This window comes from Adlercreutzia faecimuris (assembly GCF_022669055.1).
Taxonomy (GTDB): Bacteria; Actinomycetota; Coriobacteriia; order Coriobacteriales; family Eggerthellaceae; genus Enterorhabdus; species Enterorhabdus faecimuris.
Map to the genome: position 1 here is coordinate 355,283 of NZ_JAJMLW010000002.1, position 16,237 is coordinate 371,519.

The following is a 16,237-nucleotide window of genomic DNA, read 5'->3' on the forward strand; positions in this document are numbered from 1 at the left end:
CCGCCCGGAGGCCTGAGAGCCCCCCGGCGCGCCGGCTAGCGCCGGCTAGGCCGTGAAGATGGCGCAGTGGCGGCCCTCGGCCTGGGGCACGATCTCAGCCAGCGGCCCGATCTTGAGCGCCTGGGCCGCGCAGCCGGTGACGCACAGCGGGTTGGGGTCGGCCTCGTAGCACACGCGGCACTTGTCGAGCACGGGCGCCACCAGGTGGTACTGGCGCAGCTCGCCGTCCACCACGACAGGCTCGCGGCGCACCACCTTCATCCAGTCCTCATGGTAGGGGTAGCGGTAGGTCTCGCGGCAGGCCGCCTCGCAGCCGAAGCAGCCGATGCAGTCGTCCAGGTCAAGCAGCAGGGCGATGCCGCCCCCATCGATCCGGCTCATTACAGATCACCCCTTCCGGGCTCGATTTTGCAGAGGAACGAGCGCATGGCCGTGGCGCCGTAGCCGGGCTCGGCCGGCTCGGAGGGCACGAGCACGTTGCCATTGGCCTTGTCCCAGCCGTAGCCGGGAAGCCCCAGCGCGCGGCACTCGTCGCGCCACGCCGGGCGCGGAATGAACACGCACCCCTCCTTGGCCTCGCGGGACACGAGGGCCTTGGAGATGATCTTGCCCCGCGGCGAGGAGATGGTCATCCACTCGCCGTCGGTCACGCCGTAGCGCGCCGCGTCGTCGGGATGCACCACCGCGAAGGGCTCGGGGTAGAAGTAGCGCTGGGCGGGCACGTTGGTCCACGCGGAGTGGAAGAAGCTGTAGACGCGATGCCCGGTCGAGCCGATGAGCGGGAACTCCTCGGCCAGCTCGGAGGTGCTCACGGGGCTCTCGGCGGGCTCGGTGTAGTCGGGCACCGGGTCGTAGCCGAAGGCGGCCATGGCCGGGCTCGAGAACTCGATCTTGCCGGTGACGGTGGGGAACCCGGGCTGCCCGTCGGGGCGCAGCAGCCCCTTCTCGTACTTCTTGTACACCGGCTCGGCGCCCGGCTCCCCCATCCCCACGACGCGCACGGGCACGGCCTGGAACTCCTCCCAGGTCAGGTCGAAGCCGTAGAACTCCTTGAGGCGCCAGAGCACCATCTCCTTCTCGTTTGCCCAGGGCCACTGCTCGGGGTTCATGCGCTTGCCCCACTCCAGGAAGAAGCGCCAGTCGTCCCAGCACTCGCCCGGCGCGGGCACGGCCTGGTCGAAGGCGAGGATGAACGGGCCGTCCAGCTCCTCGTCGTAGGTGCAGCGCTCAGACCAGTCGGCCGTGGGCAGCACGATGTCGGCGAGCTGGGCCGTGGGCGACAGGTAGAAGTCCTTCACCACGATGAGGTCGAGGTTGGGGCTGGTCATGGCCTGGTAGGTGAGGTTGGCGTCCTCGTAGCACAGAAGCGGGTCGTCGGCGATGGCCACGAACATCTTCACGGGGCGCGGCTCGCCGGTGATCATGGCCTTGAACACCGAGTTGGGATCGTTGGAGCGGCCGAAGGACTTGTAGAGCGGGTGCTTCTCGCCGCCGAAGGTGAACAGGTCGGGCCGGCCGGGGTCCTTGGCGGAGTCCCACAGGGTGATCTTGTCGTCGAGCATGACCGAGAAGGCCACCGGCACGTTCACGCCGCCGGGCACGTCGATCCAGCCGAGCAGGCCCTGGAGGCACGCGATGGCGCGGCCGTTCTGGATGGCGTTGGTGTGCATGCAGCCGGGCCCGAGGCCCACCATCATGCCGACCGGGCCCTGGGTGCCCATCATGCGGGCGGCCACGCGCACCTGGTCGGGCTCGATCCAGCAGATCTCGGCGACGCGCTCGGGGGTGAACTCCTCCACGCGGGCGCGCAGGTCCTCGAAGCCGTAGGTCCAGTTCTCGATCCACTCATGGTCGTACCAGTCGTTGGCGATGACCTCGCGGATGATGCCGAGCGCGAGCGCGCCGTCGGTGCCGGGGCGCGGCTGGATGGCCAGGTCGGCGTGCTTGGACATGTCCTGGAAGCGCGTGTCGATGACGATGAGGTTGCCGCCGTCGCGCTGGCGGTCGAGGATGCGCCTCATGATGCCGCGCTCCATGGCCGGGTTCTGGCCCCAGAGCACCATGGTGCCCGAGTTGGCCAGATCACCGTCGGCGGGGCTGAAGATGCCCAGCGATATGGCGTTGGGCAGGATGTGGGGCATCAGGCACACGTGGGTGGGCACGAGCGACCAGCCCTCCAGGCCCAGCGTCGAGTTGAGGCGGCAGTGCCAGTGGTTGGTGGTGCGCCCGGTGCCCTGGCCGGTGACGATGGCCTCGGGGCCGTACTCGTCGATGATGCGGCGCGACTCGCTGGCGATGGTGTCGAGGGCCTCGTCCCAGGTGATGCGCTCCCACTCGCCGCTGCCGCGCTCGCCGACGCGGCGCATCGGGTAGAGCAGGCGCCCCTCGGTGTCGTTGTGAATCTCGCGCTGGGACATGCCGGCGCCGCAGATCGTGCCGTAGGACTTCGGGTTGTCCGGGTCGCCCTCGATCTTGACGATCTCGTCCCCGTCGGAGTAGACGAACACCCCGCATCGGGCATGGCAGGTAGTGCAGACGGTCCTCGTCTTCTTGATGGGCATAGAATCACTCCTCTCAAAGTGAAGCCCCCATGGCCGGGTATCCGGCCCCGTCACAGCCGAGCGGCGATAAGAGGCGCTGCCGATCGGCAGGCGCGAAGGGGGGCGCGACCGGAGAACCCGGAGAGAACGTTGCGCGCCCCTCATCCCCCCTTGGGACCAGTATGGGCCGGCGAGCGGTCGCGGGCAAACAGTGAAAGGCAGTGATCCCACAACCGCGAGTTGTGGATACGGTGAGGAAGAGGTGGGGAGGCCGGCCTCGACGCGAGCGCGGGCGGCGGGCGTTTGCTATCCTGTGCGGCAGATTCCGGTGCTACTCGAGGGGGAGCCCATGAGGTTCGAGGCGTTGGAGTACTTCACCGCGGCGGCCGAGCAGGGGTCGTTCACCGCCGCCGCGCGTCAGCAGTTCGTGTCCCAGCAGGGGCTGAGCAAGGCCGTGGCCGCCCTCGAGCGCGAGCTGGGGTGCCGCCTGTTCGAGCGCGACGGCGCGCGGCTGCGCCTGACGGACGCCGGGCGCGCCCTCGTCCCCCATGCCCGGCAGTGCCTGGCCGCGCGCGACGATCTGGCGGCCGCGATGCGCCCGTTCGCCCGGGCCGCCGGGCCCCTGAACCGCCCGGCGGCCTCCCCGCCGGTCCTGCACGCGGCCGCCTTCGTGGCTGATTCCCTGTTCTCCCTGCTCGACCGCGAGCTCACGGCCGCCGGGCTGGACGACGTGGCCATCATCGAGCACAGCTACGCCGAGATCATGGGCGAGCTGGAGCGCGGGGGCACCGACGCCGTGTTCGCGCTGTGCCTGCCCCTCGACGAGGCGCGCGAGCTCGCCCGCGCGCCGCACGTCGCCTTCCGGCCCCTGTTCCTCACCGAGATCATGCTCGCCGGGTCATCGCGGTTCATCCGTCCCGGCAAGGGCGCCTTTTCCCTCGAGCGGGTGGCCGAGCTGCCGGTGGCCTACTACAACGACGCCGTGCTCAACTGGATCGTGCGCGACATGTTCCGCGACTGCCCGCTCGAAAACGTGATCACCCACGCCTCCAACCTCACGCGCATCGCGAACTACCTCACCGCGGGCAAGGCGGTCACGTTCACCGACTCCCTGAGCGTGTTCCTGTCGCAGCCCGACGAGCGGCTCGCCTACGCGCCCATCGAGGGCGCGGCGCGGTTCTGCATGGGGTTCGCGCACCGGTCCGACGAGGCACCCGACGCGGCGGCGCTCGCCTACGTCGAGCGCTTCGAGGCGTGCTTCCGCGCCCGCTGCGCGGCCTACCTGGCCGACCCGGCGCACCAGCCCGCGGCCTAGAGACGTGTACCCAGTGCGACGCGGCGGGGATGCCGGCACGACGCGGAGCGCGTCGGGACGCTGGCACGAACGGCGACGTGGCACGCGAGGCGCGCGTCCGGCGACGCGGCGCGGCACGAGGCGCGCGGGGCTCGCCTGGCGCGCTACATCCGCCCGACGACGCCGGTGACGAGCCGGCAGAAGTCCTCGCCGCGGTCGGCGGCCACCGCGAGCACCTCGGTGTCGTTGGGATTCGCGCCCTCCACGCCGCAGGCCATGTTGGTCACGAGCGAGATGCCGAGCACCCGCATGCCGACGTGCCGCGCGGCGATGACCTCCTCGACCACCGACATGGCCACCGTGTCGGCGCCCCAGCCGCGGAAGGCCCGGATCTCGGCCGGCGTCTCGAAGCTCGGCCCCAGGAGCCCCAGGTAGACGCCCTCCTGGACGCGGATGCCCGCCTCGTCGGCCACCTCATGCGCCAGGGCGCGCAGGGCCGGGTCGTAGGCGTCGAGCATGCTGAAGAAGCGGAAGGCGATGCCGTCGGGGTCGGTGCCGGCGACGGGGTTGCGGCCGGTGAGGTTGATGTGGTCGGCCATGAGGCAGAAGTCGCCCACGCGGTAGGCCTCGTTGATGGCCCCGGCCGCGTTGGTGGTGATGAGCGCGCCCACGCCCAGCTCGTGCATGAGCCACACGGGGAAGGCGACCTGCTGGGCGGTGTTGCCCTCGTAGCCGTGGAGACGCCCCTGCATGGCCAGTACCTGCCGGCCGCCCAGGGTGCCGCAGACGAAGCGTCCCACGTGGCTCGTGGCCGTGGACGTCCTCATGTGGGGGATGTCGCCGAAGGGCACGTAGGCGGCGTCCTCGATGCGCTCGGCGAGCGGGCCCAGGCCCGAGCCCAGGATGATCCCCACCTCGGGCGCCCGCCCGCCCAGGCGCTCCCGCAGCGCCGCGGCCGCCTCGGCCAGCTGCTCCTTGAGGACGTTGCGCTCTTGCGACATGACCGCTCCCTTCCGCCGCCCGCGCCGCGCCCCGGGCGCCCAGCGCCCGCCCGGCCCGCCGCGTCACCCGGCGATAGTAGACATGATCCTATACCCGCCCATTGTACCAGACGCCCCCGGGCGAGGCGGCCCCGCGCCAGCAGACGGCCGAGCCGCGCCCGAGGGCACTCCGGCGAAGCCCGGGCGGGGCCCTCCTCCGGCGGAGCACGAGCGGTTCCTCCTCCGGCGGAGCACGCCCCCTCCAGCGGAGCGCGGGCGGCCCCTCCTCCGGCAGGGCGTGCGCGGCGCGAGCGCCCTAGGCGGGCTTGCGGGCCGTGAGGACGCGGGGGCGGCCAGCGAGGTCGGCGACGATGCGCGCGTCGACGAGGCCGGCGGCGGCAGCGAGGCGGGCGGCCTCGTCGAGGTGGCCCTCGAAGAGCTCGCAGGCCAGCGCGCCGCCGGGGCGCAGGGCACGCGCGGCCCAGGCGACGAGGGGGCGGAACAGATCGAGGCCGTCGGCGCCCCCGTCGAGCGCGAGCGCCGGCTCGAAGGCCGACACCTCGCGCGGCACCTCGGCCATGACGGCGGTGGGCACGTAGGGCGGGTTCGACACCACCAGGTCGAGCCGGCCCAGGTAGCGCTCGGGAATGGGGTCGCCCAGGTTGCCCTGGATCACGCGCACCGCATCGGCCACGCCCGCGGCCTCGGCGTTCTCGCGCGCGAGCGCCACCGCCTCGGGCGCCACGTCCACGGCGATCACCCGGGTGTCGGGCCGCTCGCTCGCGATGGCGCACGCGATGCACCCGCTCCCCGTGCAGATGTCCGCCACCAGGTAGTAGCCGCGCTCCCCCTCCGCATCCGGCGCGGCCGCCGGGAGCGTACCGGCGGGTGTTTCACGTGAAACAACTTCCCCAGCCGCGTCATATTCCCCATCAGGGGCCGAATCGCGAACGAATGTTTCACGTGAAACATTCCGGGTGTCGCCGAGGCCGCCCGCCCCGCCGACCCGCGCACCCGCGCCCGGCGCGTCGGCGCCCAGGGCGGCCAGCTGCTCCTTGACGGCGGCCACGGCGGCGGCCTCCTGCTCGGCGGACTCCGCGCTCCAGGCGGCCTCGCGGGGCGCGGCCGGCGGCAGGCACGCGAGCGCCTCGCTCACGAGCACCTCGGTCTCGGGCCGCGGGATGAGCACGCCGGGGCGCACCTTGACGGTCAGGTAGCGGAAGGGGGCCTCGCCGACGAGGTACTGGAGCGGCTCGCCCTGGGCGCGGCGGGCCACCCAGCCGCGCAGCACCTCGCGCTCGCCGGCCGACAGCGGCCGGTCCAGGTCGAGGTAGAGCTGGACGCGCGTGAGGCCGCACGCCTCGGATATGAGCCACTCGGCCGACAGCCGCGGGCTCTCGTCCCCATGGCGCCCCAGGTAGCCGCCCGTCCACTCGAGCGCCGAGCGCACCGTCCACGTCTCGTCCGCCATGCCGTCCCTCCCCGATCACGCGAGAGGGCGCCGCCCGGCGCCCTCCCCCTCGCTTCCATCCACGCGCGCAGCGCGCCTCGCGCCCGCTGCCAGCACGCGACCCGCATCGCCGTATCCCGCGCGACGCGCCTTCCGCGCACCGCGCCGCCCGCGCGCACCCGGCGCCCCGCCAAGCGCGCCGCAGCGGCGCGCTAGACTGCCGCCTCCAGCTTCTGGGCGCGGTCGGCGGCCTGGAGCGCCGTGATCACGTCGCCCAGGTTGTCGCCCAAAAGCACGCCGTTGTAGGTGCCGTTGTAGCCGATGCGGTGGTCGGTCACGCGATCCTGCGGGCCGTTGTAGGTGCGGATCTTCTCGGAGCGGTCGCCCGAGCCGATCTGCGCCAGGCGCTCGGCGCCCTCGGCGGCCTGCTGCTCGGCGAGCATCTTCTCGTAGAGGCGCGCGCGCAGCACGGCCATGGCCGCGATCTTGTTCTGCAGCTGCGACTTCTGGTCCTGGGACTGCACCACCAGGCCGGAGGGCAGGTGCGTGATGCGCACGGCCGAGTCGGTGGTGTTCACGCACTGGCCGCCCGGGCCGCCGGCGCGGTACACGTCGATGCGCAGGTCGCCCTCGTTGATCTCGACCTCCACCTCGTCGGCCTCGGGCAGCACGGCCACCGTGGCGGTCGAGGTGTGGATGCGCCCCTGGCTCTCGGTCTTGGGGACGCGTTGGACGCGGTGCACGCCGGACTCGAACTTCATGACCGAGTACACCTTGTCGCCCTTCACCTTGAACTGGATCTCCTTGTAGCCGCCGGCCTCGGAGGGCGACACGTCCATGGTCTCGGTCTTCCAGCCCTGGGCGCCGGCGAACCGCTCGTACATCTTGTAGAGGTCGCCGGCGAAGATGGCGGCCTCGTCGCCGCCGGCCGCCGCGCGGATCTCCACGATGATGTCCTTGTCGTCGGCCGGGTCGGCCGGGATGAGCATGAACTTGATGTCCTCCTCGAGCGCCGGCAGGATGCCCTCGATGCGGGCGATCTCCTCCTGGGCGAACTCGCGCATCTCGGCGTCGGCCAGCATCTCCTTGGCCTCGGCCAGGTCGTCGGCCGCCTGCACGTACTCGACGGCCTTCTTGGCGAGCGGCCCCTGGTCGGCGTACTCCTTGGCCAGGCGGTTGTACTCCTTCTGGTCGGCGAGCACGGCCGGGTCGCCCATCTTGTTCTGGAGCTCCTCGTAGGCCTCGATTATCTTCACGAGCTTCTCGCGCATACCTGCTTCTTGCATGTCGGCTCTTCCTCACGTGACGTCGTTTTTCGCACAGCCCTTGATGATACCAGACCGCCGCCGCTCCTTGAAGGCGCGAGAAGGGGAAGAGGGGGAAGGGAGGCGCCGCGCACCGGCCGGCGCGCCGGGTCGCGCCCGACGACCGCCGCGGACAGGCCCGTCCCCGGCGGGCGCGTCGAGGGGGCGGGGGCGCCCACCGAGATCACGAGCGAGGGGTGGGCGGGTGGGCAGGCGCGCCCGCCAAGCACACGAGGGGGCGGGCCGGCGGGCGGCCCGCCCCCTCCCCCGCGCCCACGGGCTACTTGCGCCAGTCGAGGTAGTCGGCGGCGGCGGTGGCGGCGTTGGCGCCGTCGGCCACGGCGGTCACCACCTGGCGCAGCTCCTTGACGCGCACGTCGCCGGCGGCGAAGACGTTGGGCATGGCCGTGCGCCCCATCTCGTCGGCGATGACGTAGCCGGACTGGTCGAGCTCCAGGTCGCCGGCGAGGAAGGCGGTGTTGGGCCGCATCCCCACGGCGATGAACACGGCCGCCACGTCGAGGACGCGCCCCTCGTCGGTCTTGACGTTGCGCAGCCGCACGCCGGCCACGCGGCCGTCCTCAACGACGAGCTCCTCGGCCACGCTGTCCCAGCACAGCTCGACGTTGTCGAGCTGGCGCAGGCGCTCGTGGTAGATGGCCGTGGCGCGCAGCTTGTCGCGCCGGTGGACGAGGTAGACCTTGCGGCAGATGCGCGCCAGGTAGATGACGTCGGCCACGGCGGTGTCGCCGCCGCCGATGACCGCCACGTCGCGGCCGCGGAAGAAGTTGCCGTCGCAGGTGGCGCAGTAGGACACGCCGCGGCCCCGCAGCTCGTCCTCATGCGGCAGCCCCAGCTGGGCGGGCGTCGCCCCCGTGGCGACGATGACCGTGCGGGCCCGGTACGACCCGAACGGCGTGGCGATGAGGTTGGGGGTCACCGACAGGTCGACCGAGGTCACCTCCTCGGTCACCGTGCGCACGCCGAACGCGGAGGCCTGGGCGTGCATCTTCATGGCCAGGTCGAACCCGCTCGTCGAGTCGGAGTAGCCGGGGTAGTTCTCCAGATGCTCGGTGGTGGCGCACTGCCCACCGGGCGAGAGCCGCTCGAACAGCAGCGTCGTGAGCCCCGAGCGGGCCCCGTACAGGGCCGCCGTCATGCCGGCCGGGCCGGCGCCGATGACCGCCAGGTCGACGGTCTCGGGCTCGCGGGCGAGCGCGTCGCCCGAGGTGTTGAGGTCCATGGGTTCTCCTCCCTATGCGAGCGGGCGCCCGGGCCGAGAGGCCGCGGGCGCCCGCGTCGGCGATGCGTCGGGGTATCCTAGGCGTTCAGCAGGGCCAGGATGTTCTGCTTGGGCTGGGCGCCGACGGTCTGGTTGACCACCTGGCCGTCCACGAAGACGACGAGGGTCGGCACGGAGGTCACGCCGTAGCGGGCCGCCACGTCGGGGCTCTGGTCGATGTCGACCTTGTACACCTTGACGGCGGCGTTCTCGGCGGCCACCTCGTCCAGGACGGGGGCCAGCATGCGGCACGGGCCGCACCAGGTGGCGAAGAAGTCGACGAGCACCTTGCCCGGCGCCTCGAGGACCTTCGACTGAAAATCGGCGGAAGAGATGACTTCGCTCATAGTGTCTGCCTCCTTGCAGGTCAGATGTGCGATGGGCTGCCTTGCGTTCACATCGCCCGCGGCGCGCAGCCAGGCCCCGGGCAAGCCATGGGCCCATTGTAGGGCCCTGTTCCCAAGCGTTTCGCCAGCGTTCCCGTAATGGCATGAAACTGAACTATAATGGCAACGAAAAACGAGAGGACAGCCATGGATTCCCACACCCTGAAAGAGGAGATAGAGGCCGACTACCAGCCCGCCGAGGTGGACTTCCCCGTCGCCTGGCGCGGTCACGAGGTGACCCGCGCCAACCTGGTGCTCGAGGGCGGCGCCATGCGCGGCCTGTTCACCGCCGGCGTGCTCGACTGCTTCATGGACCGCGGCCTGTTCTGCGAGCGGGTCATCGGCGTGTCGGCCGGCGCGCTCATGGGCTACAACTACGTGGCCGGGCAGGCCGGGCGCGGCTGCTACGTCAACCTGAAGTACTGCACCGACTGGCGCTACCTGTCGCTCAAGAGCTTCGTGCGCACGGGCAACGCCTTCGGCCGCGAGATGAGCTTCGACGTCATCCCCAACGTGCTCGACCCCTTCCCCTACGAGGCCTTCGACGCCTCCCCCATGGAGCTCATCGCCGTGTCGAGCGACCTGGTCACCGGCGAGGCCGACTACCACCGCATCCGCGACGCCCGCGCCGACGTGCCCTACCTCATCGCCTCCTCCTCGATGCCGCTGGTGAGCGAGATCGTCGAGGTGGGCGGCAGGAAGCTGCTCGACGGGGGCACGTGCGACTCCATCCCCATCGTCTACTCGATGGCCACCGGCGCCTCCAAGCACATCGTCGTGTGCACCCAGGACGCCGGCTACGTGAAGGGCCCCAACAAGCTCATGCCCGTCCTCGACCGCCGCTTCGCCGACTACCCGCTGTTCGTCGACCGCCTGGCCAACCGCCACTTCGAGTACAACCGCGCAAGCCGCGGCGTCGACCGGCTCCACGAGGAGGGGCGCGCCTTCGTCATCCGCCCCGACAAGCCGGTGGAGGTGGCCAGCATGGAGAAGGACCAGGGCAAGCTGCTCGCCCTCTACGAGGAGGGCGTGGCCGTGACCACGCGCGTATGGGACGACCTGATGGCCTACCTGGCCGCTCCCGCGCCGGCCGACCCCGCGCCCGAGACGCTGCTCTAGCCGCGCCCGCGCCGCCCGGCGCGCGCCCCGTCCGTCACAGCCGCGCGCGGCCCTCGCCCTCGGCGGGATCGTCGCGGTCGTCATCGCGCTCGCCCGGGTCGTCGCGGCCGCCGTCCCCATCGCCGCCGTCGTCGCGCCCATCGTCGCCGCGGCCGTCGTCGCGTTCGTCCGCGTCATCGTCGCCATCGCCGCCCCCGGCACCGCCCTCCCCCGCCTTCTGCCGGGCGCGGCCCTTGCGCTCGTCGCGCTCGATGCGGCGCAGGCTCGCGTTCTGGAACTCCGCCACGAAGCCGGCCGAGAAGATGCCGCCGGGGATGGCCACGAGCGCCACCGACAGGAACATGATGAGCGAGCCCACCATGCGCCCGGGCACCGTCACGGGCACGATGTCGCCGTAGCCGGTGCCGGTCACCGTCTCGACCGCCCAGTACAGGCCCGTGAGCAGGCTGTTGAACGCGTCGGGCTGCACGGGGCTCTCGATCTCGTACATGAGGATGCTCGACACCACCACCAGAAGCGCTATGACCAGAAACGACGCCACGATCTCGTGCTTGCGCTTGGAGAGCACCCGCCCGATGGTGCGCAGCCCGCGCATGTAGCGGGATATCTTGATGAGGCGCACGAGGCGCAGCACGTTGATGGCGTCGTGCACCGACGGCGTCACCGGCACGAACCACGCCACCATGTTGGGCAGAAACGAGAGCAAGTCGATGATGCCGAGGGACGAGGTCATGTAGCGCAGCCGCGCGCGGGCCGGCGACACGTCGCCGAAGGCCAGGTCGGCTATCCAGATGCGCGCCAGGTACTCGACGGCGAAGCAGACGGTGGAGAAGGTGTAGAACCGCGCGATGACCCAGGTGGCCACCGGGTCGAGCCCCGGCTGGGCCGACACGAACACGATGGCGGCGTTGGCGAGGATGAGGGCGAACAGCGCGTAGCCGGCCACCTTCGCCATCAGGCGGCCGCGGGAGGCGTTCTCCAGGGCGTAGAAGGTCTGGCGCTTGAGCTCCGAGGCGCTGTCGAGCTTGAGCCGGCGCGCCAGCCGCGCGGCGCGCCGCTCCGCGCCGCCCTTGCGATGCCTCGTCACGGAGCCGCCCTCCTTCCCGGGCCGTGGGCCCTCCCCCGGCGTGACGTCCGCGCAACCCTCTTCGCCGCCGGCGCGCCCGTGTGGTAGGGTGGGTGCCGGCGGGCGCGGCGCCCCGCCCGACCTGAAGTCTAGCACGCGCCGCGTGCGCGCGGCACCCCGTCGCCGAGCGGTAACGGAGCCGTGCGCTACGACCGGAGAGGAGCCCTCGTGGCCGACCTGACCTCGCTCGCCTTCATCACGGCCCTGGCCTTCCTCTGCCCGCTCGTCGCCCAGTCCATCCCCGGCAAGCCCGTGTCCGAGACGGTGTTCCTCCTCATCGCCGGCATGGTCGCGGGCCCCCACCTGGCCGGCATCGTGTCGACGAGCGACGCCATCGCACTTCTGTCCGACCTGGGGCTCGGGCTGCTGTTCCTGCTGGCGGGCTACGAGATAGACCCGGGCAACCTCACGGGGCGCCAGGGGCGGCGCGGGCTCGCCACCTGGGGCGTCACCCTCGCGCTGGCCTTCGCGGCCGTGGTGGCGTGGCCGGCGTTCTCGGCCTTCGACGCCGACGGCATCGCCGTGGCCATCGCGCTCACCACCACCGCCATCGGCACGCTCCTGCCCATCCTCCAGGAGCGGGGCGCCCTCGACACGCCCGTGGGGCGCGCGGTGCTCGCCTACGGCACCTGGGGCGAGCTCTGCCCCATCCTCGCCATGACGCTGCTGCTGTCCACCCGCTCGGAGTGGCGCACCGTGCTCATCCTGCTCGCCTTCCTGGCCATCGCCGTGGCCGCCGCCGTCATCCCCAAGAAGGCGCGGGCCGCCGGCGGCTACGTCTACCGCCTCATCGAGCGCAACGCCGACACCAACTCCCAGATGATCGTGCGCGCGGTGATGGTGCTCCTGGTCGGGCTCACGGCGGTGTCGGCCGTGTTCGACCTCGACATCGTGCTGGGCGCCTTCGCCGCCGGCTTCGTGCTGCGCTACGTCCTGCCCGAGGGCTCCCAGCTCCTCGAGGGCAAGGTGAGCGCCCTGGGCTACGGGTTCTTCATCCCGCTGTTCTTCATCGTCTCGGGCGCCCGCATCGACATGGGGGCCGTCCTCGACCAGCCGCTGCTGCTGGCGGTGTTCATCGCGCTTCTCGTGCTCGTGCGCGCCGTACCCATCTTCGTGGCCCTCACCACCGACCCCGTCGATCGCGCGCTGCCGGTGAACGCGCGCCTGACCGTGGCCATCTACTGCACCACGGCCCTGCCGCTCATCGTGGCGGTGACCACCGTGGCCGTGGCCGCCAGCGCCATGGCGCAGGGCACCGCGTCGGTGCTGGTGGCGGCCGGGGGCATCACCGTGCTCATCATGCCGCTGCTCGCCTCGCTCACCCTGCGCACCATCGACGCCGAGCCCGTGGCCGCCGCCCGCGAGATCCGCCGGGAGCCGCGCCGCATCGGGCCCATCCTGCGCGACCACTACCGGCTGCAGCGCGAGCGCCACCGCCGCGACGCCATCCGCCTCGCGCGCACCTACGGGCTCGACCCCTCCGCCATCGAGGACGCCCTGCGCGACGCGGGCCCGGGCGGCTGCCCCGTCGTGCCCGGAAGGCAGGAGGGCCGCCCCGAAGGCGGCCCCCGCGACGACGATCGATAGGCGGCGCGAGCGAGCGCCGGGCGCGCAGGCGCCTAGTCCGGCTCCACCGTGACGGCGGTGCCCGAGGCGGTCACCATGAGCATGTTGCCCTGGCCGAGCACCTCGTAGTCCATGTCCACGCCGATGACCGCGTGGGCCCCGAGCGCCGCGGCGCGCTGCTCCAGCTCCTGGAGCGCCTGGGTGCGGGCGACCATCAGCTCTTCCTCGTAGCCCTGGGCGCGGCCGCCCACCAGGTTGCGGATGCCGGCGCCGAAGTCCCGCAGGAAGTTGATGCCGGTGATGACCTCGCCGAAGACGATGCCGTAGTAGCCGGTGACCCGGTAGCCCTCGACGGTGGGGGTGGTGGTGACGATCATGGCTGTCCTCCTCGGATGCCTCAGGCGCGCGGCCCGGGCGCCGGCCCGGGCCGCGCGGCGGGTCGGCTACAGCGCCGCCTCGCGGATGACGGACAGGAACCGCTCGCGGTCCCACTTGCCCAGGTCGCCCTCGGCGCGCTCGCGCACGGACACGACGCCCTCCTCGATCTCGGCGTCGCCCATGACGATCATGTAGGGGATCTTCTGGGCCTGGGCCTTGGCGATCTTCACGCGCATGGGCTCGTTCTGGTCGTAGACCTCCACGCGGCCGCCGGCGCCCTTGACCTGGCCGGCGAACTCGGCCGCCGCCTCCTTGTGGCGGTCGGCGATGGGGATGACCACCACTTGCACCGGCGCCAGCCACAGCGGCAGCGCGCCGGCGTAGTGCTCGATGAGGATGCCGAGGAAGCGCTCGATCGACCCGAAGATGGCGCGGTGGAGCATCCAGGGCGTCTCCTCGGTGTTGTCCTCGGTGCGGTAGGTCAGCCCGAAGCGCATGGGCATGTTGAAGTCGATCTGCACCGTGGAGCACTGCCAGGTGCGCCCGATGGCGTCCTTCACCTTGATGTCGATCTTGGGGCCGTAGAACGCACCGTCGCCCTCGTTGATCTCGTAGGCCAGGTGATGGCGCTCGCACGCCTCCATGAGCGACTTGGTGGCGTGGTCCCACATCTCGTCGGTGCCGATGGACTTCTCGGGGCGCGTGGATATCTCGGCCTCGTAGGCGAAGCCGAAGGTGCCCATGATGTGGTCGACCAGGTCGAGGATGGCGACGACCTCCTCGACCACCTGATCCTTGGTGCAGAACACGTGCGCGTCGTCCTGGGTGAACCCGCGGGCGCGCAGAAGGCCGTGCACCACGCCGGACATCTCGTGGCGGTACACCGTGCCGAACTCGAAGTAGCGCAGCGGCAGGTCGCGGTAGGAGTGCAGCTCGTTCTTGTAGAGCATGACATGGCCCGGGCAGTTCATGGGCTTCACGCCGTACTCGGACGGGCGCGGATCCTCCTCGGTGCCCTCGTTGATCTCGAAGAAGTACATGTTGTCGTGGTAGAAGCCGTAGTGGCCGCTCGTCTTCCACACGTCCGCGTTGTAGATGTGCGGGGTGATGACCTCCTCGTAGCCGCGCTCGTACAGATCGCGGCGCAGCCACTCCTGCAGGGTGCGGATGATGCGGGCGCCCTTGGGCAGGTACATGGGCAGGCCCACGCCGGCCATGGGGTCCATCATGTAGATGCCGAGCTCGCGGCCGAGCTTGCGGTGGTCGCGCTTCTCGGCCTCCTCGAGGTTGTGCAAGTGCTCCTCGAGGTCCTTCTTGGAGAAGAACGCGGTGCCGTAGACGCGGGTGAGCATCTCGCGGTCGGAGTCGCCGCGCCAGTAGGCCCCGGCGAGCTTGGTCAGCTTGAAGGCGGGGATGCGCCCGGTGGAGGGCAGGTGCGGGCCGCGGCACAGGTCGGTGAACGACCCGATGGCGTAGGTGGTGATGGGCTCGCCCTCGGGCAGCTCCTCGATGAGCTCCACCTTGAGCGGCTGGTCGGCGAAGGCGGCGAGCGCCTCGTCGCGGGTGACCACGGAGCGGATGAAGGGCTCGTCGGCGGCGATGATCTCGGCCATGCGGGCCTCGATGGCGGCGAAGTCGTCCGGCGAGAGCGCCTTGCCGTCGGGCAGCTTGACGTCGTAGTAGAAGCCGTTCTCGATGGCGGGCCCCACGCCGAACTCCACGTCGCCGTAGAGGTCGGTCAGGGCGGCGGCCATCACGTGGGCCGTGGAGTGGCGCAGAAGCTCGAGGGCCTCCGGGCTCTTGGCGGTGACGACGGCCACCGCATCGCCGTCGGCCAGCGGGGCGCGAAGGTCGACGGGCCGGTCGTTGACGATGCCTCCCAGGGCGGCCTTGGCCAGGCCCGCGCCGATGGCGGCGGCCGCGTCGGCGACGGTGGCGCCCTCGGCGAGGGCCTTGCGCGATCCGTCGGGCAGTACGATTTCCATGGTGCTCCTTTCCTGTGCCGGGCGCGCACAGAGCGCCTGCACGGTCATCACGCGCCGTGTTGAGTGCGGTGCGCTGGGATTGTCCACCCGGTCTTGGGCCGCCGGGTGCTCGGCCCGATAAAGCCCGAAGCCGCCCCGCAGGCGGCTTCGGGATTCACGCGATGGGGACGTGCCGGCCTAGGACTTGGGCCGCGGACGGCTCGAGCCGGAGGGGCGCGGGCGGCGCTGGCGCTGCTGCTGGGGCGCGCCGGCCACCGGGGTGGCGCAGTAGGGGCAGACCGTCCACGAGGGCTCGAGGGCGCGCTCGCAGCGGCCGCAGAGGTTCTTGAGCTGCGTGTGGCAGCTGGGGCACAGCACGTAGTCCGCCTCGACGGGATAGCCGCAGGTGGCGCACTCGCCGTACTTCATGAGCTGGCGCTGCTTGAGCGCGATCTCCAGCTCCTGCTCGTCACGGTCGATCTGGAGCAGGGGCGGGCGCAGCAGGCAGTAGGCGATGACGCCCAGGAGCGGCACCAGCGCCACGATGGCCCAGATGTACCACTGGGTGCCGCGCATGTAGGCGTCCCGCACGACCCACACGATGGAGAGCACGTACAGGATGACCAGCAGCACGACGACCACCGTGAAGGCGGCCTGCAGCTCCGGCGTCCAAAGCTGCGAGAGCAACTCGCTCATGAGAAACCTCTTCTGTCCTCAGGGATTGCGACACAGCCCCGCATTATAGCAAACCCGCGGCCATCCCCCGCCCCGAACCGCCCAACCCCGGCAAACAACCAGACGCCCCGCCCCCGGCCCCCGCACGAGAGCCGCTGGCGCGCCCTCAGGGG

At 71.3% G+C, this 16,237-nt stretch carries 14 protein-coding genes; 3 read left to right on the forward strand and 11 right to left on the reverse strand.

The window, feature by feature from the left end; genetic code table 11:
• Window positions 1-45: 45 nt before the first annotated feature.
• A complete protein-coding gene (locus LPT13_RS06690) occupies window positions 46-381 on the reverse strand; it encodes a 4Fe-4S dicluster domain-containing protein (RefSeq protein ID WP_242164864.1) in 336 nt (111 codons plus the stop codon).
• Window positions 381-2,561, reverse strand: coding sequence for a molybdopterin-containing oxidoreductase family protein (locus LPT13_RS06695; RefSeq protein WP_242164866.1), 2,181 nt, complete (start codon window positions 2,559-2,561; stop codon window positions 381-383). The genes LPT13_RS06690 and LPT13_RS06695 overlap by 1 nt, the downstream gene beginning before the upstream one ends.
• A 328-nt stretch (window positions 2,562-2,889) precedes the next feature.
• Between LPT13_RS06695 and LPT13_RS06700 the strand changes: the two genes are divergently transcribed.
• Window positions 2,890-3,855: a LysR family transcriptional regulator gene (locus LPT13_RS06700; RefSeq protein WP_242164868.1), complete on the forward strand. Its 966-nt coding sequence runs from the start codon at window positions 2,890-2,892 to the stop codon at window positions 3,853-3,855.
• A 143-nt stretch (window positions 3,856-3,998) separates the two neighbouring features.
• Here LPT13_RS06700 and LPT13_RS06705 read toward each other — a convergent pair whose 3' ends face one another.
• The 5 genes from LPT13_RS06705 to trxA all read right to left on the reverse strand — a co-directional run bounded on the left by LPT13_RS06705 (window position 3,999) and on the right by trxA (window position 9,197).
• The gene (locus tag LPT13_RS06705) at window positions 3,999-4,835 is read right to left on the reverse strand and encodes a purine-nucleoside phosphorylase (protein WP_242164871.1); all 837 of its coding nucleotides are present in this window, start codon (window positions 4,833-4,835) and stop codon (window positions 3,999-4,001) included.
• A 295-nt stretch (window positions 4,836-5,130) separates the two neighbouring features.
• A complete protein-coding gene (locus LPT13_RS06710; protein WP_242164873.1) occupies window positions 5,131-6,285 on the reverse strand; it encodes a N5-glutamine methyltransferase family protein in 1,155 nt (384 codons plus the stop codon).
• 191 nt (window positions 6,286-6,476) lie between these two features.
• Window positions 6,477-7,550, reverse strand: coding sequence for a peptide chain release factor 1 (gene prfA, locus LPT13_RS06715; RefSeq protein WP_242164875.1), 1,074 nt, complete (start codon window positions 7,548-7,550; stop codon window positions 6,477-6,479).
• 298 nt (window positions 7,551-7,848) lie between these two features.
• Window positions 7,849-8,811: a thioredoxin-disulfide reductase gene (trxB, locus tag LPT13_RS06720; protein ID WP_242164877.1), complete on the reverse strand. Its 963-nt coding sequence runs from the start codon at window positions 8,809-8,811 to the stop codon at window positions 7,849-7,851.
• Window positions 8,812-8,888: 77 nt separating this feature from the next.
• Window positions 8,889-9,197 carry a thioredoxin gene (trxA, locus tag LPT13_RS06725; protein WP_242164878.1) on the reverse strand — a complete coding sequence of 103 codons (309 nt, stop codon included), beginning with the start codon at window positions 9,195-9,197 and terminating at the stop codon, window positions 8,889-8,891.
• A gap of 186 nt (window positions 9,198-9,383) precedes the next feature.
• Between trxA and LPT13_RS06730 the strand changes: the two genes are divergently transcribed.
• Window positions 9,384-10,355, forward strand: a complete 972-nt coding sequence (locus LPT13_RS06730) for a patatin-like phospholipase family protein (RefSeq protein ID WP_242164881.1) — start codon at window positions 9,384-9,386, stop codon at window positions 10,353-10,355.
• Between the two features lie 34 nt (window positions 10,356-10,389).
• Here LPT13_RS06730 and LPT13_RS06735 read toward each other — a convergent pair whose 3' ends face one another.
• Window positions 10,390-11,442: an ion transporter gene (locus LPT13_RS06735; protein WP_242164882.1), complete on the reverse strand. Its 1,053-nt coding sequence runs from the start codon at window positions 11,440-11,442 to the stop codon at window positions 10,390-10,392.
• A 207-nt stretch (window positions 11,443-11,649) separates the two neighbouring features.
• On the opposite strand from LPT13_RS06735, the gene LPT13_RS06740 reads away from it, so the two are divergent.
• Entirely contained in the window at window positions 11,650-13,068 is a 1,419-nt protein-coding gene (locus LPT13_RS06740) for a cation:proton antiporter (RefSeq protein WP_242164885.1), read from the forward strand.
• Window positions 13,069-13,100: 32 nt separating this feature from the next.
• Here LPT13_RS06740 and LPT13_RS06745 read toward each other — a convergent pair whose 3' ends face one another.
• The 3 genes from LPT13_RS06745 to LPT13_RS06755 form a co-directional block, all read right to left on the reverse strand.
• Window positions 13,101-13,424, reverse strand: coding sequence for a heavy metal-binding domain-containing protein (locus LPT13_RS06745; RefSeq protein ID WP_242164887.1), 324 nt, complete (start codon window positions 13,422-13,424; stop codon window positions 13,101-13,103).
• Window positions 13,425-13,490: 66 nt separating this feature from the next.
• A complete protein-coding gene (gene thrS, locus LPT13_RS06750) occupies window positions 13,491-15,410 on the reverse strand; it encodes a threonine--tRNA ligase (RefSeq protein WP_242164889.1) in 1,920 nt (639 codons plus the stop codon).
• A 177-nt stretch (window positions 15,411-15,587) separates the two neighbouring features.
• A complete protein-coding gene (locus tag LPT13_RS06755; RefSeq protein ID WP_242164891.1) occupies window positions 15,588-16,085 on the reverse strand; it encodes a zinc ribbon domain-containing protein in 498 nt (165 codons plus the stop codon).
• Between the last annotated feature and the right edge of the window lie 152 nt (window positions 16,086-16,237).